Below are 16,356 nucleotides of genomic sequence, written 5' to 3'. Positions count from 1 at the left end.
AAATTGCCGAAAAAATCGGTTCGCACTGCAATACTGGAAGCATGGATCGTCAGTTCTTCGCCGCGGATGCGGTCGAGGTTGCGCCCCGGCTCCTTGGTGCGGTGCTCGGCCTAGACAGCCCCGAAGGTACAGTTCGCCTGCGCCTCACCGAAGTCGAAGCCTATATGGGTTTGGGAAGCAGCGGGCGTTATGACCCGGGAAGCCACTCCAAGGACCGCAAGACGCCGCGCAACGCCTCCATGTTCCTGGATCCGGGGCATGCCTACGTCTATTTCAGTTACGGAATGCACTTCGCGCTGAATCTGGTGTGCTCGCCTGCCGGCATTGCCTCCGGTGTTCTGGTTCGCTCCGGGGAGATCATCGAGGGGCTTCAGCTCGCCAGGGAACGCAGACTGCACAAGCGGCCTGAAGGAACCAACCCTGCGACACTCGTGGAGCGCGACCTGGCGCGAGGCCCGGGAAACCTGGCCACGGCGTTGGGCATCACCCGTCCGCAGCACGACGGCCTGGATCTTCTCGCGGCGCCGTTCATCGTGGAGGAACCCATCGGGGTTCCGGATGCCATCGCCTGTGGACCGCGCGTGGGCGTCGCGGGCATCGCCGGCGGCCCGGAATTCCCGTGGAGATTCTGGATTCCGGGGAACAAGACCGTGTCAGCATTCAAGCCCGGGCGCAATGCGCCACGGGCTTGAATCTAGTTGCCACGAGCGAGGCGTACTCTAATCGGACACGAAAAGGTCAGGATTGGATAGTTTACTTTGTAGCTTTTGCTCCAGCATCGGGCTCAGTGCATGCGCGTAGGTATTGCTCAAGTGCGAGTGGTCCCAGAATGCAATCATTCCACCGATGATTCCATAGCAAGTTTCTTCACTACATAGGTAGTCGTTCATGTCTACCAGCTTGACGCGATCATCAGCGCTCGACTTCGCAGCGTCAGCGAGTGGATCGGAGGGTAACCAGTCTTTTATGCTTCCACTACATTTGGACAGTTGCTCGATATTGTCCGCTGCACAGTCCGGAACGTTGTCCAGGGTCGCCCCTGGAAAGGGGGTGTCGGCGATTACGACGACTTCCGCTCCAGTTCGTGTCCACGAATCTAACGTTGCGCTGAATGCTCTACGGGAAGCATCCATTCCGGTTTCAGAACTGTACCCTTCTGAGGGCAATGACTGACGGCTTGATGCGATGATGAGGTCATAGCCTTGTGCGCTCAGCTGATCCAAAACCCACGGTTCGTAGTCTGCGCACCCCTCAGTCTTCCCCTCATTTTCGAACATTTGGCGTGTGCCATTAACGGCGCATCGGCTGATGAGATATGTGTCCAACGACCATCCGTGGCGCTCGGCCATTGATTCGACAGCCGGGAACCACTGAACGGCGTGGGAATTTCCCACCAAGGCGACTTTCAGGTCCCCCTCCCCATACCGACAAATCGGTCTATCCGCGAAGTTTTCCCCTTCACTAGCTAAACAATCATCGGCGTAAACTTTAGGCCTATCGTATTTTGCTGCCATGGGGGCGGGTGCCAAAGACTCGAATTGCTCGCCGACTCCTCCGCCATTGGGACATTTTTCAGTGAGCGCATTGGGACCTACACAATCTCGACCAAGCGATTCTTCTACGCGCTGAATCGAAGCGCTGATATCCATGGAATCCTTCATGACCTGACCGCTGGTCGTGTAGAGCCCTCCGGCAATGATCGACAGAACAGCAGAGCCAAGGACCAGGAATCTGGGTGCTGACATGCTCTTTGATATATCAAGGAAAGTGCGGAACTTAGTTTCCACAAACATCTGGGTCCATACCGCCAGTGTCACAGTCACAGTCAAAGTCAGTAGCTTAACCATGGTTCCAAAATCGTTCACCGTATACGGCAAGAGAATTAGAAGGGGCCAATGCCACAGATAAATCGCATACGAATTATCACCCACGAGGCGCAAGACTTTGTTGCCGAGCAGTGACTTAGGCGATGCAGAATGTTTGGCATGCGCAAGTATGAGCAGTGCTGTACCAGCGACTGGAAGAAGTGCGAGAGCACCTGGGAACGGCATTTCGCCTGTGAAGGTCAGCGCACTAATTACAATCGCACCCAGTCCAACCCAGGCGGCAACTGCGCTCAATACGTCTGATTTCGGAGCATGGGCACGTGAACCGAAGGCAGCTATCAAAGCGCCGGCAGCGAATTCCCATCCACGGGTGAAGGTAGAGAAATAGGCGACGCCTGAATCCGTAGCGGTAGCGTACACCGAATATCCCAGCGACGTCGCAAAAATGAAGGCAATGCCGGTAAGAGTAACCGGCTGGGTTTTCTTTCCCCAGCGGATGGCCAGCAGCACGAGCAAACCAATGAGGATCGGCCACACGAGGTAGAACTGTTCCTCGGTAGACAGCGACCAGAAGTGCTGGAAGGGACTCGGCGCGTCCGCTTCGGCTAGATAGTTAACCTTTGAGGTTGCGAGGAACCAGTTCTGGAAGTAGAACGTGGAGGCTATGGCTTGGAGACCCCAGTCTTGCCAGAGTGTTTCAGGCGCGAGAAGCCACACGCCAAGCAGGCTGACGAGAATCACCAGAAATGACGCAGGGAGAAGCCGCTTGACGCGGCGCATCCAGAATTGGCCGACATCCCGTATCCTTCGTGGTGGCTTGGTCAACAGGTGCGATGTGATGAGAAAACCGGAAATCACGAAGAAAACGTCAACGCCAATAAAACCCCCGGGAAGGACCTTGGGCCAGAAGTGGTAGATGACCACGACTCCCACTGCCAGAGCTCGCAAGCCCTGTATATCGGCACGGAATACCGACTTTTTTCGACCTGGTGCTGACAATCCGGCAATAGGTTGCACGCTGCTCACTGGTGGAACATTCTCCCCTGATTATCTACGGTAGTTCAAACTTCTTCGGGCTTCCGCCACCGGCATGTTGCTGGACATGCCACTGGCCAGCTGCTCCTGGAACATCCAGGAGCAACTGGCCAGAAACCGCGACTAGCCCTCAAGCAAAGCGTCGACGAACGCCTCGGGATCGAATGGAGCCAGATCATCCGGGCCTTCGCCCAGTCCGACCAGCTTGACCGGAACGCCGAGCTGGCGCTGGATCGCTACCACGATGCCGCCCTTGGCAGTGCCGTCCAGCTTGGTCAACACGATGCCGGAGACATCCACGACTTCGGAGAACACCTTGGCCTGCGAAAGACCGTTCTGGCCAGTCGTCGCGTCGAGGACCAGCAGGACTTCGTCAACAGTTGCCTTCTTTTCGACAACCCGCTTGATCTTGCCCAGCTCGTCCATCAGGCCAATCTTGTTCTGCAGGCGGCCGGCAGTATCGATCATGACGATGTCGACTTGTTGGTCGATTCCAGCCGACACGGCTTCGAAAGCAACCGAAGCTGGGTCTGCACCGTCAATTTCCGAGCGAACGGTCGGCACGCCAACGCGGTCGCCCCAGGTTGCAAGCTGCTCCGCCGCCGCCGCGCGGAAGGTATCCGCCGCGCCGAGGAGCACGTCCTTGTCCTCCGCGACCAGCACGCGTGCCATCTTGCCGATGGTCGTCGTCTTGCCGACGCCGTTCACGCCCACCACCATGATGATGCTCGGACGGTCCGGATGAGGCTCCGGGAGGTACGTGCGGTCCAGGCTCGGATCAACGAGCTTGAGGAGTTCTTCGCGAAGCATTGCCTTGACCCGTTGCGGGTCTCGACTGCCCTCGACCTTGACCCGTTCGCGCAGTGCGTCGACGAGTTCCAGGGTTGGTTCGGTACCGAGGTCCGCCAGCAGCAGGGTTTCTTCGATCTCGTCCCAGACGTCCTCATCGATGGAGTCCTGGCTAAGCAGGGCCAGAAGGCCCTTGGAGAACATGTTGTTGGACTTGGTCAGTCGTGCGCGCAGACGGGCTAGACGACCTTGGACAGGTTCAGGTACGTCTAGGGCTGGGGCAACGGGAGCCTCAGGCTCGACGACGCCAACCGGCGCATCTGTGCCATCCGTGGTGGCGACTGAGCCTTCAAGGGTGTCAGTTTCGCCTCCAGCAACGGTGGCGCTGGGAACGTCGTCAGCGTCGCGCTCAGTTGTGTATGGAGTCCTAGGCTTGCGGCCCTTGGCTACGAAGGCGGTGGCAACAATGCCCACCACTACAACGACCGCGACAATGATGATGGTAAGTAATAGCGAATCGGTCACGCTCTAAATCGTCTCATATCTTCGGCGTTTTGCCGTTTTCAGAGGCAAATTCGTCCATCCGGCAGGCTCGGGTGGAAGGGCATAGAATGGCTTGTGGTCCCCGGACCCCTAATTCTTGACAGAAAGGCTGACCGCCTCAGGCAGGGCCCTGACATCGCGGCAATGACTATGGCATTTACACAGAAGGCACCGGCTCGTCCGCCCATTCCTGCCGAAATTCGAGTGCTGCTGGTTGCGGCATTCATCATTGCTTTGGGATTCGGCTTGATCGCACCGATCCTCCCCCAGTACGCGGTGAGTTTCGATGTGGGAGCTGCGGCGGCAACTGTCATTGTCAGCATCTTCGCGTTCACCCGGTTGATCTTTGCACCGGTAGCTGGCGTACTTGTGGGGAAACTGGGTGAACCTCGCATCTATGTCACTGGCGTACTGCTGGTCGCGGTCTCCACATTGCTCTGTGCCGCGGTACAGGATTACACGCAGCTTCTGCTGGCCCGAGGCTTGGGTGGCTTCGGATCTACGATGTTCACCATTTCAGCGATGGCACTGATTGCCAGGCTTTCTCCCGACGAGTCGAGGGGAAGAATTTCTGGCCTGTACGCCGGATCATTCCTGCTTGGCAATGTGGCGGGGCCTGTCCTTGGAACAGTCTTGGCCCCGCTCGGCATGCGCTTGCCATTCGTGATTTACGGCGTGGCTTTGGTGATTGCCGCGGCAGTCGTCTACATGGCGTTGGGCCGCCGCCGCGACCTTGACGAGCAAGCCAACAATCCTGCTGCAGATGGACAGTCGATCGAAGTCGTCACCATGCGCCAGGCCATGGGATCCACAACCTACCGGGCAGCCCTGTTTTCAGGCTTCAGTTACGGATGGCTGGCCTTCGGCGTTCGAAACAGCATGATCCCGCTGTTCGCCCTTGCAGTTTTCGGCCAAGTACAAGGCCAGTCCGTCGCCGGGATCTCTCTTGCCATCTTTGCAGTGGGCAACGGCTGCGCTCTGTTGTTCGCCGGCAGGCTCACCGACCGCATCGGCAGGAAGGTTCCTGTGCTGCTGGGCATGAGCGTGCTCATTGTCAGCATCGGCGCGATGGGGATCTTTACCTCTTTTGCTGGCTTCATTATCTGTTCGGCGATCGCCGGATTCGGTGCGGGAACGCTGGGCCCGGCCCAGCAAGCCTCGGTTGCGGATGTCATTGGTTCAGGTCGCAACGGAGGCAAAGCACTTGCTGGTTTTCAAATGTGCACCGACTTGGGTTCTATTATCGGGCCGCTGATTGCCGGTGCCATGGCTGACTTCTGGAGCTATCAGTTGGCCTTTGGCATTTCTGCTGTAGTAGGCGTGATAGGCCTCATCGCATGGTTCTTGGTGCCGAGAGCGAGCAATCCAGTACGAACCGATAATCAACAACTCTGAGCCGCAATCCGCCACGGGCAGGCTGTGCGTGATGCAGAGCGTTGGCAGTGTTATGGGACCTACTGACGAAACTTTCCAGCAACTTAGGCAGCTGCTGCTTACCCACTCGAAATAGAACGGTCCATTTTCTGGCTGATCACCGTGGAGACGCCATCCCCGCGCATTGTCACTCCGTACAAGGCATCAGCGACTTCCATCGTCTTCTTCTGGTGCGTGATCACGATCAGCTGCGAAGATTCACGAAGCTCCTCGAAGATCGTGATGAGCCGTCCCAGATTCACATCATCGAGCGCGGCTTCGACCTCGTCCATGACGTAGAACGGCGAAGGACGGGCTTTGAAGATCGCCACCAGAAGCGCCACTGCGGTCAGCGAGCGTTCGCCACCTGATAGCAGAGACAGCCGCTTGATCTTCTTGCCTGCCGGACGGGCTTCAACCTCGATACCGGTCGTGAGCATGTTCTCGGGATCTGTCAGGACCAGCTGCCCTTCGCCCCCGGGGAACAGCCTGTCGAAGATCCTCTTGAACTGCACCGCGGTGTCGTTGTACGCCTCGGTGAAGACTCGCTCCACATGTGAATCCACGTCCTTGATGATCTGTTGCAGGTCGCCTCGCGACTTCTTCAGATCTTCAAGCTGTCCGGCAAGAAATTTGTGCCGTTCCTCCAAGGCCGCGAATTCCTCCAGCGCCAGCGGGTTGACCTTGCCCAGTGCGGCAAGATCACGTTCAGCTTTCTTGAGCCGTTTTTCCTGTTCGGCGCGGTCGAAGGGTTTCGTGCCGACCGCATTGCCGTCTTCGTCCACATTAACTCGAAGCTCGGCCCACTTGTCATCGGGGTCTGACGTCTCGGGAATCAATTGATCAGGACCGAAATTCGCGATCAGGTGGTCGGGGGTGTACCCGAGTTCCTCCCGGGATTTCGTTTCCAGATTCTCGATCTTGATACGCAACTCGGCGCGGAGTATTTCGTCACGATGCACCGCATCGGCCAGCCGGGAAAGTTCGGCTGCGAGCTGCTCAGCCTCGGTCCGATTGCTCGCCAGCAGTTCTTCAAGTTCGGATTTCCTGACCGAAAGCTCGTCCCGTTGCTGGCCGGCCATCGTCAATGACAATTCAATGAATCGAAGCACGCGTTCGGAAGCCTGTTCCACACGCTGGGCCTTCGCAGCTTGCGCCTTGCGCTCGGCGGCGCGATTCAGCGCCACTTCCCGATGGGTGCGTTCGGCGGCAGCGGTGCGGCGCAGGCCCTCGACCCGGGAGCGCAACGCGGTCACCCGCTCTTCGCTGCTTCGCAGCGCAAGCCTGGCCTCAAGTTCTTGCTGCCGTGCAGCTGCCGCGGCGTCCGCCAATGCGGCCCGTGTCGCCTCGTCGACGGGCTCATCCTCGGAATCGGTCGACGCCATGTCCATGCGCTCGCTGATTTCCTCGTAGGATTCTTGTTCAATTTCAAGTTTTTCAATGGCAGCGTCAAGCCTGGATTGCAAGGATTTCTTCTCGGATTGCGCCGAACGAAGCTTGTGGCCCAGACGGGCCAGGTAGTTGGACAATTCCTCGATTGCCGCATCGGATTCGGCCAGCTGCCTCAAGGCTTCATCCCTGGCATGCTCTGCATCGGACAGCACCGGTGCACGCCGCGCCAGTTCGATTTCCAGTTGCGCTAGTTCCTCCTGGGCCTGGCCCAACTCCGCTGACGTCTGCTCGACCAACGCTTGCTGGGCGATCAGCGAGGCTCCGGCTGAATCTCCAATGGAACTGCAAAGCCTGGAAAAAGTCACGCCTTCAAAGGTCGTGAGTTTGGCTTCCGGGTGCGCTTCGAAAATCTGCTGAGCGGCATCGAAGTCAGTGACGACGTAGTGGTGGGCGAAGATATTGTCCAGGAGACTCGAGAACTCGTCGGCAGAACTCACGATGTCCCGTGCCGCAATGGCCAGCTCGCCAAGGTCGGGGGTGGACGCCATCGGGACATCTGCATGGACAAAGGATGCGTTGGCGGACTGGTCATCCGCCAGTTGCCTGACCAATGCGATCGCGTCGGCGGAGCGCCCCGCCACCAGGTGTTCCGCGCAGTCGCGCAGGATTGCGGCGACGGCCTGCTCATAACCCTCGGTGACCGTCAGCAGCTCCCCCAGCCGCCCGGCGAGCACGTCCGGAGATCGTTCGAGCAACTGAGCGGAACGGTCATCCGGCTTCGAATTCAGCTTCAGGGCGTCCAGTCGCGCGCGGAGGCCGGAAATCCGGACCGACAGTTCCTGCTGGCGCCGGCTATCCCGGTTCTGCTCTTCGGCTAAGCGGGTGAAGGAAGCTTCTGCTTTTTCAAACAGGTTGTTGAGCTGGTGCTCGCCGGCGAGCTGTTCGTCGAGTTCGGTGCTGACCGATTCGTGCGAGCGCGCGTCTGCCGCAAGATCCGCATCAAAGGACTGGACGTTGTCCCGCAGTCTGGAGATCTCCGCGCGCGTCACATCTACGCGGCTGCGTGCCGATGCCACCTGCGAGGCAAGCCGTGACATTCCCTCGCGACGGTCAGCGGCCGCGCGCAGCATGGCGGCCATGCGCTGCTGTTCTGCACGCGATTGTTCTTCGGCCTGCTCTTTGGCTTCGATGGCTTCGGCCAGGATTTCGTGGCGGTCTTCGACTGCCTCGACAAGCTCCTCGAGTTCCTCGCTCAATCGCTCCGCTTGGGCTTCAAGCCGTTCCGGATCACGGCTCGAATCGAAATGCGTTTGATTGCTTTCAAGCAGTTTTCCCCGTTCGCGCGCCAACGCGGTCAGCGAGCGAAAACGCTCGGCCTGCGTGGTGAGCGCAACCCAGGTCTCCTGCATCAGGGCGAGCCGGGGCGTGAGAATCTCGCTCCGCTCGGAAAGTTCGGAGACCTGGCGGCGGACGCGCTCAAGCCGCGAGGTGACGTCCTGCTGCTGTGCCTGGATCTTGGATTCGTCGCTGATGTCCTGGGCAAGCTTGTTGTTCAGCGACACCAGGTCATCGGCCAGCAGGCGAGCCCTGGCATCACGCACGTCCGACTGGACGGTCTGCGCTCGGCGGGCAATCTTCGCCTGGCGGCCCAGGGGCGCCAGTTGCCGGCGGACCTCGGAGTTCAGGTCTTCCAACCGGTCCATGTTGCCCTGCATGGCCTGCAACTTGCGCAGGGTCTTTTCCTTGCGCCGCCGGTGCTTGAGCACCCCGGCGGCTTCCTCGATGAAGCCCCGGCGGTCTTCGGCTGTGGCATGGAGGATTCTGTCCAGCTGGCCTTGGCCGACGATGACATGCATTTCACGGCCCAGCCCCGAGTCGGACAGGAGTTCTTGGATGTCCAGCAACCTGCACGAACTTCCGTTGATTGCGTATTCGGAGCCGCCTGCACGGAACAGGGTTCGCGAAATGGTCACTTCGGTGTAGTCAATGGGAAGCTGTCCATCGGTGTTGTCGATGGTGAGTGAGACATGGGCACGTCCCAGCGGCGGACGCCCTGACGTTCCGGCGAAGATGACATCTTCCATCTTGCCGCCGCGCAGCGTTTTGGCCCCCTGCTCCCCCATGACCCATGACAGGGCATCAACGACGTTGGACTTGCCCGAACCGTTGGGTCCGACAACAGCCGTAACGCCAGGTTCGAACTCAAAAGTGGTCGCCGATGCAAAAGACTTGAATCCGCGAACGGTAAGAGTCTTCAGATGCACAGCGTGAAATTCCTAAGTTCGGCCCGATATCGATAGTGTTAGGCATGGACGCGCAGACCATGTTCTCCGAGATGATTCTATCGAAACGACTCAGTGAATACCGGTTTCTGCTCGCCCTTGAGCTCAGCAAAAAACGAGGGGTAGATCATTTCGTGGACGTCTTATCAGAGATCGAAAACTGGCCGGTGGACAACGCAGTGTCTGTTGTCATCGATGGGCTGGGTTCAATTGCTGGCCAGCATGGCGACCTTGACAAGGTCTATGCCTTGGCTTCGGTCACCAAGTTGCTGAGCTCGTATGCATTTCTGATTGCCTTGGAAGAAGGAGCGATCAACCTGGAAGATCCTGCCGGGCCTGAAGGATCTACCGTCCACCACTTGCTGGCTCATACCGCCGGGTACGACTTCGATTCAGATGTCATCCGTTTCGCGGTGGGCGCCAAACGCGGGTACTCCAACTACGGTTTCGAAAAATTGGCCGAACACCTGCAGCAGGAAACAGAAATCAACTTTGCCGACTACGCGCAGGAGGCGGTTTTCGCTCCGCTCGGCATGAATTCCACCAAAATCGCGGGAAGCTGCGCAAAGGATGGTCGGTCCAGCGCGGCGGATCTTGCTAAGTTCGCGGCCGAGCTCCTGAACCCGACACTCGTTTCTCCAGAGACCCTGTCCGATGCAACCCGGGTCCATTTCGAGGGCTTGGCTGGCATCCTGCCCGGATATGGACGGCAGAACCCGAATGACTGGGGTTTGGGATTCGAGCTTCGTTCTTCGAAGAATCCGCACTGGACAGGCCCCAGTCAAGATGCGAAGACCTTTGGGCATTTCGGTCAATCAGGGACATTCCTCTGGATCGACCCGAATCTCAAGGTGGCTTGCGCGACACTTACCGACAGAGTATTCGGGAAATGGGCAGTAAAAGCTTGGCCTAATTTCAACGAGTCTATATTTGAATATTTTAGTACTCCACAATTCAAAAAATAGATACATTTATTTAATTGAATATTCAAGTTCTTACTCATTTAGTCAAGACTTTCAAGGATCGAGAAAGTGTCAATCCATCAAAATACATTGAAATCATATAATAACGCTTCAGCGAGTAGCAAATAGTCGAATAATTTTAAACTCAAGACCTCAAATACATTAATATCACCCAAAGAGAGACTTTGTAGTTAAATGTCGAGAATTTTTATATATGGAAGCTGTGTATCAAGAGATGCATTCAAGTCTCTCAGCGAAAAACACACATTGGTCAAATACATTGCAAGACAAAGTTTAGTAAGCGCCTTCACGAATCCGGTAAAGGCCTCCATAAACATTAAATTAGACTCATCTTTCCAACGTCGAATGGTTGCTGGTGACTTAAAATCAAATTTACGTAGCGAGATTATAAATAATCACAAAGAAATTGACATACTGGTCGTAGACCTGACTGACGAAAGACTGGGAGTCGACAAACTAACTTCGACGATGTACGCAACACACTCGGTAGAACTTGTCGCGTCTGGATGGTTAAAAAATCTCAAAACGCTCCCAACACTAATTGAGATTGGATCAGACAAGCACTGGAAGCTATGGTCCGAAAGCGCTAGAACTTTTGTAGCTTTCTTGGAAGAATACAACATACTAGAACGAACCCTAGTAGTCTATACACCGTGGGCCGAAGAAGCCGAGAGTGGGGAAAATGTTCCACTTTTCAGAGGCATTCGAACATCGCTTATGTCCAGATATATAATTAGGTGTGCAGGGTTTCTCGAAGGCCTTGGTCTAAAAGTAGTGTATATGCCAGAATCATTAAGTTTGACGACTAAGCATCACCAATGGGGAATTGCTCCCTACCACTACACCGATTCGGCATACCGTTGGATTGCGGATGCTATTGAAAATAGCCTTACTTCATTTGAAAGCATTAACTGATGAAATCTCCAATTCCACGAAAGCGCGATACAAGAAAATACTCTTCATATAAATCGCATAGATATGAAACCTTTAAAGAATTAATTAGTTCTTCGATGGACTCAGGGCTTCACACCTTGCATTTAAATAATAGATATTTTGATTTTATTTTTGAGAAAAAAGGAAGTAAAACTTTATTCATTTCTTTCTCAGCCGCTGCTGGCGCAGACAAAACATCGTACCCAATATTCTCCGCAAAGAAACTGGGGCAATCCGACTCGGTAGACTGGTTGGCATTTGCAGATGCAGCACAAGCGGCACCAGAAGGGCTAAAAACTTCATGGCACCTTGGGACGCAGCGGATGCCGACCAGCAAAATGATTGTCTCGCTCATAAAAACTCTAAAAATGAAGTTTGGCTACGAAAATCTGATACTTTTCGGATCTTCAGCCGGCGGCTATGCAGCCCTAAACATCGGCCGACAAATTCCGGAAGCTACCATCGTCGTAATAAATCCTAGAACGGAACTCGAGACGCAACCAACTACATTTGCAGAATTTCTTGCGATAGGACGGGGAGGCAAGAATGAATTCTCTGATATCGACAAATCAATGCCCCTGGCGTACTCATATCCGAACGGAAGTAGAATAGTATACATTCAAAACAAACAAGATAAATACTATTACACTTCTCACTATAAGCCATTTGTGGAAAATAATGTTAATGAACTTGTAACAATTACTGGCGACTGGGGCGTTGGACATGTCGTTCCCCCCGAGTGGGTTTATTCCTCCGTATTGCACACACTCTTTCGCGGCCGAAGTTCAGTTGACGAGTACTTTAGTGTAGAGACTCAGCGAGTTCCCTATCAAACTCGCACTTCAAATAATTCTAACTTGGCTAGTCACCTTATAGGATCAACGACAGCTCCAAGAAACGATGACTTGTTGGTTGCAAACCGTCTGCTGCAAGGCAAAATAGTCATTGCCAGCAGACCAGATGTGGGTGTTTCGAATTCAATTGACTGGTCGATGGACCCTTATAAAGATAACAACTGGAGATTTGTATTTCACTCGCTAAGTTGGATCGATCCACTTCGTCGAGCTTTTTTGAAGACTGGAAAAGTTGAGTATCTCGAGAAGTTTCGACAAATCATACTGTCTTGGCATCGATTCCACATTTTGTCAGGACGACATACACCATATTCTTGGTATGACATGGCGACTGGTATTCGAGTTAAGATTATCGCGGCCGCAATTCATACAATAGGCACTGAAGAATGGCTCGAACTACTTTTCTATAAACATGCTCTATACCTGAGCGACGATAAGTTCCAGGATCGTAAGGGCAATCATACACTTCACGCAATGATAGGCCTCCTCATTTCCGCCGGATATTTTTCCCGTGATGACTGGATATCGCGCGCCGTTTCAAAGATCACAAGTTTGTTCGATGAATGTGTCGACGACGAGGGCGTTGATTACGAGGGAGCTTTGCAATACCAAATAAATAATTTCCGATGGTATTCTGAAGCAAGTAATCACATAACGTTAGTGACGGGTGATTTACCCCCATTTCGTCAAAAGCTGCAAATGATGCCTGAGTTCTTAGCCCATGCAACTAATACTTCCGGTTTCTACGTTCAGTACGGTGAGAGCGACAGAATGCCCGCGAGCAACTCGCTAAACAGTCCGCAACTTGAATGGGCAGGGTCAAGAGGTGTAACTGGTGACAGTCCAGATGACGTGTATAGGTCATATGGAGCTGGGTATACCTTTGGGCGTAGCGGCTGGAGCCCTCAAGATTTTGCTGATGGAATCCATTACTCATTACGGCATGGCGCGTCCTACTCAGAAACGCCTCATGGACAACGAGATTCTGGTGCAATCACGCTAAGCCGAGGCAACGCGGAGTATTTATTCGAAAGTGGACGCTATCGCTACGATAACTCCGCAGAATCCTTGTATTTGAATTCCCCCGCGGCGCACTCAACTATTATTGAGGGTAACACGGAAGAATGTGATACAACAAATACAAATCTAATTAACTCACATACTCAAGAACAAATGGACTGGACTGTGATTTCTAAAGTTCTTCCAACTTCTTCTATTTGGGTTCGATCTGTTCTTCATTTAAGAAACGAAAAGTCTCTGCTAATTATTGACGATTTGACCGGTCTAAATAACGAACTCTTTACTCAGCACTGGCAATTAGCAAATGACTCAGTAGTTTCAAGCGATGGCGAACGGCTATCAATTGCTTCCCCGTCTCGCGAGCATGTGCTTAACTTCGACATTCTCTCTTCTGGAGCATGTAAAATTTCGACCGCTTTCGGCGAATCGGATCCCTTGATGGGTTGGCGAAGCACGAAGCACGGAGAGATTTTTCCAGCACATCTACTCAAGGTCGAGCACTTTGGTCGGTCAACGAGGGTCGCCACATTGGTGAGTTTCAACGATGTTAAAAAAATTGCATTATCGGATACCAATAGTAACGTTGCGTTACCATTGAGCCCTCGGTGCAAGAGTAATTTTGTCCTTACCACTGATTCCACATCCATTTTTGTGGAAGTTCCTTCTGCTGATGACTTTTCAACAAAAATTCCAAATATTAGAATCGAAAGGCTCTAACTGTGAAAATGTAGATTATCATTATCGTATTTAGCTGTTTGAATGAACGCTCGATACGAATAGACTCTTACGTGTTTTTCAGGTCCCGTCATGAGCCTTCTGACCTGTGACCGCATTGCTTGGCCCAGAGGTTTCATGACGAATTTCTGTCATTAGCAAGAAAAGGTGACCAGGGCTATAGGCCAAAAGGTGTGTCTGCAATCCTGATCCTGCCCGGCAGCCCGGGGCAGGATCAGCAATCGCATGGGTATTTGCTAAATAGCGTCACTGGGTAGTGTCGTTCCGACGACCTGGTGTGAATGCCAAATACGTTTAGTCGGTACCACGAGTCCGGCTAGTTGGTATGTCCTCTCTCCGCACATCGTTTACACCATGACTCACAACATCGCTTACACGATGAATCAACACATAGCTGACAGGTAGCAAGAAGACCGGCAGGCCCATTCCAGTCGACGACCAATTTGATAATTAAACGTGACAAATTCATTATCGGTGCCAAATAGGGCCTCTTGGTAGTGATGTTCCGGCGACCTGGTGTGTAATCTCGCAACATCGTGGACACTGAATCTCATGACTTCGTGGACAACCGATCTCATGACTTTGTATGCCCTGTCTCAGCACTTTGTGGACACACGATCTCATGAGATCGTGCACACGATGTCTCACCACTTCGTGGACAGATCCGAACCAAACTTTCTGGCACCGTCATGTCTATGCCCAGCGTTCTCTCACCACGCGTACGCGCGATGATCATCAATTTCGACCCCACACAGCCAGATGCCCTCACCGTCAGCGAATTCTGTAAAACCCAGAAAATCTTCCGCAGCATTTTCTACCGTCTGCGTCGACGGGCAGCCCGAGAATCGGCGGCAGCACTGCACCCAGAGTCCAGAGCCCCCAAATGACCAGCGAGAAAATACGGGCCAGCAGTCATCAACGAGCTCGTGAAAATCCGCTGTTTAGCAGAGGTATTTGGTAGCACCTGTGCGCGTATCGGATGTGTAATCTCGCAACATCGTGGACACTGAATCTCATGGCTTCGTGGACAACCGATCTCATGACTTTGTACACAGCTACCGGCGGTGCCCATTCGGGAGCCGCCGGCAACGGCTGACTACCGGTAATCAAAGACCTCTGGCATGTCTTCTTCCCGCGCTTCGTACTGGGCCTGGTATTCGGCGGCCTTCCGGCTCCACTGCTTGGTTGGGTGCGCCAGGTGAATTCCTCTGATCGAGTACGAGGCCACAAACCGCTGATGAACACGCAATGCCACCAGAGGCAACGGGAAGCTCAACACGACTTCTGCGGTATCGGGGTCCGACAAGATGAATTCGTTGGCGGTGATGGTTCTCAGGAACTGTCGGTCGGCATAGGTCTGAGGCAGTGAGATCTGCTTGCCCCGATAATACGCTTGGCAGTTGTCTCTATCGACCCGAACCAGTAACTGATGGCTTTCCCGATCCATGGCAGGCTCGGGCTGCTCCGTGAGCTTCTCCAAGATGTCCCCGGTTTTCGAAACGACAAGGTCAGCGCGATTCACCGCCGAGCTGCCGACGCGGCGCTTCATCAGGTACTCAGCTGCCTTGGCTTCCAGCACCACCATCGGTATGGGCTCGGTGGCCGGTGTGTGCTCCAGCAGCTCCCAAGCTTTCTGCGGGGTTGTCTGATTCAAGGACTGATGTGGGCGGCGCTGGTTGTAATGCTCGCGGTAACGGCGGAGCAGTCTCTGCACGTCAGCAAGATTGTGGGGTTTGTTGGCTTTGAGGAACCGTTGAAGGGTCTGGTGCGAGCGTTCATTCTTGCCCTGAGTCGTCGGCCTGCCCGGTAGTCCTGTGATCGGCATGCTTCCTTGAGAAGCTAGATAGGCTTCCACGATGCCGATGGTTCCACCGCGAAGCTGGTTGAACGCCTTGGAATTATCGCTGAGGACTTCCTTGGGAGGGCCGTATTCATTGATGGCGTGGGTGAGCACCTGTTGCGCATCGCCGCTGTTCTCGTGCCGTGCGTACGCGCTGGAACCCACATCGAATCGCGTCGCATCATCGATGAGCTGGTAGACGGTCACCACCTGATCGGAGAGCGTTTTGAACTCGAATGCGTCGAGTTGCCATAGGGCCATAGCGGTGGAGCGTACGAAGGGGACGTAGGAGGATTTAGGGCGCTTGCGCGGGCTGCGTTCAACATGACCGACACTGGCCAGCAACCTGGCAATGGTCGCTACGGATGGGATTTGTCCGCCAGGAAAATCATCCTGGATAGTTGCTTCGTAGTGGATGGTTTTCGGTCCGTAGTCCCAACCGTCTTTTTTGAGTTCTTTACGGATCCTGACCAGTTCGTTGATCACTGCGGGACCATAGCGTCTGGAAGGTTGCCTTGGGGCTCTGGAACGCGGGTGGAGCGCGCCGGCTGATTCTTGGGTGGCTCGTTCGCGGATGCGGTAGAAGATGCTGCGCGAGATTTTCTGGGTCTTGCAGAATTCGCTGATGGTCAGGGCCTCGGGCTGTGTCGGATCGTAGCTGATGATCATCGCGCGCAGGCGTGGAGAAAGTGCGTTAGGCATGCAATTGAG

Annotated in this window: 9 protein-coding genes and 1 pseudogene; 6 read left to right on the top strand and 4 right to left on the bottom strand. The window is 54.4% G+C overall.

The features are described 5' to 3' along the window. Window positions 1-41 precede the first annotated feature (41 nt). A complete protein-coding gene (locus RF641_RS01930; RefSeq protein WP_424572349.1) occupies window positions 42-692 on the top strand; it encodes a DNA-3-methyladenine glycosylase in 651 nt (216 codons plus the stop codon). Between the two features lie 27 nt (window positions 693-719). Here RF641_RS01930 and RF641_RS01925 read toward each other — a convergent pair whose 3' ends face one another. Both RF641_RS01925 and ftsY read right to left on the bottom strand, forming a co-directional pair. Next, entirely contained in the window at window positions 720-2,852 is a 2,133-nt protein-coding gene (locus tag RF641_RS01925; RefSeq protein WP_424572348.1) for an acyltransferase family protein, read from the bottom strand. 132 nt (window positions 2,853-2,984) lie between these two features. Beyond that, a complete protein-coding gene (gene ftsY / locus RF641_RS01920) occupies window positions 2,985-4,175 on the bottom strand; it encodes a signal recognition particle-docking protein FtsY (protein WP_424572347.1) in 1,191 nt (396 codons plus the stop codon). Between the two features lie 168 nt (window positions 4,176-4,343). On the opposite strand from ftsY, the gene RF641_RS01915 reads away from it, so the two are divergent. Then, window positions 4,344-5,588, top strand: coding sequence for an MFS transporter (locus RF641_RS01915; protein ID WP_424572346.1), 1,245 nt, complete (start codon window positions 4,344-4,346; stop codon window positions 5,586-5,588). Between the two features lie 98 nt (window positions 5,589-5,686). On the opposite strand, the gene smc is transcribed toward RF641_RS01915, so the two are convergent. Further along, window positions 5,687-9,262, bottom strand: coding sequence for a chromosome segregation protein SMC (gene smc / locus RF641_RS01910; RefSeq protein ID WP_424572345.1), 3,576 nt, complete (start codon window positions 9,260-9,262; stop codon window positions 5,687-5,689). Window positions 9,263-9,306: 44 nt separating this feature from the next. Between smc and RF641_RS01905 the strand changes: the two genes are divergently transcribed. From RF641_RS01905 to RF641_RS01890, 4 genes and pseudogenes are all read left to right on the top strand, one after another. After that, a complete protein-coding gene (locus tag RF641_RS01905; protein ID WP_424572344.1) occupies window positions 9,307-10,245 on the top strand; it encodes a serine hydrolase domain-containing protein in 939 nt (312 codons plus the stop codon). A gap of 192 nt (window positions 10,246-10,437) precedes the next feature. Further along, complete coding sequence (locus tag RF641_RS01900) at window positions 10,438-11,178, top strand: DUF6270 domain-containing protein (RefSeq protein WP_424572343.1); 741 nt, start codon at window positions 10,438-10,440, stop codon at window positions 11,176-11,178. Then, on the top strand, window positions 11,178-13,787 hold the full coding sequence (locus RF641_RS01895; RefSeq protein WP_424572342.1) for a heparinase II/III domain-containing protein: 2,610 nt from the start codon (window positions 11,178-11,180) through the stop codon (window positions 13,785-13,787). Before RF641_RS01900 ends, RF641_RS01895 begins: the two co-directional genes overlap by 1 nt. A 713-nt stretch (window positions 13,788-14,500) precedes the next feature. Continuing rightward, a pseudogene (locus tag RF641_RS01890) lies at window positions 14,501-14,689 on the top strand (IS481-like element ISAar27 family transposase); the annotation flags it as partial. Window positions 14,690-14,901: 212 nt separating this feature from the next. Here RF641_RS01890 and RF641_RS01885 read toward each other — a convergent pair. Further along, window positions 14,902-16,347, bottom strand: coding sequence for an integrase core domain-containing protein (locus RF641_RS01885; protein WP_424572341.1), 1,446 nt, complete (start codon window positions 16,345-16,347; stop codon window positions 14,902-14,904). Window positions 16,348-16,356: the final 9 nt, after the last annotated feature.

Origin of the sequence: Arthrobacter sp. 'calajunan' (assembly GCF_046940185.1) — a bacterium.
GTDB classification, from domain to species: domain Bacteria; phylum Actinomycetota; class Actinomycetes; order Actinomycetales; family Micrococcaceae; genus Glutamicibacter; species Glutamicibacter soli.
The sequence above is the reverse complement of the archived record's forward strand: the minus strand, read 5'-3'. Positions and strand labels throughout refer to the sequence as shown.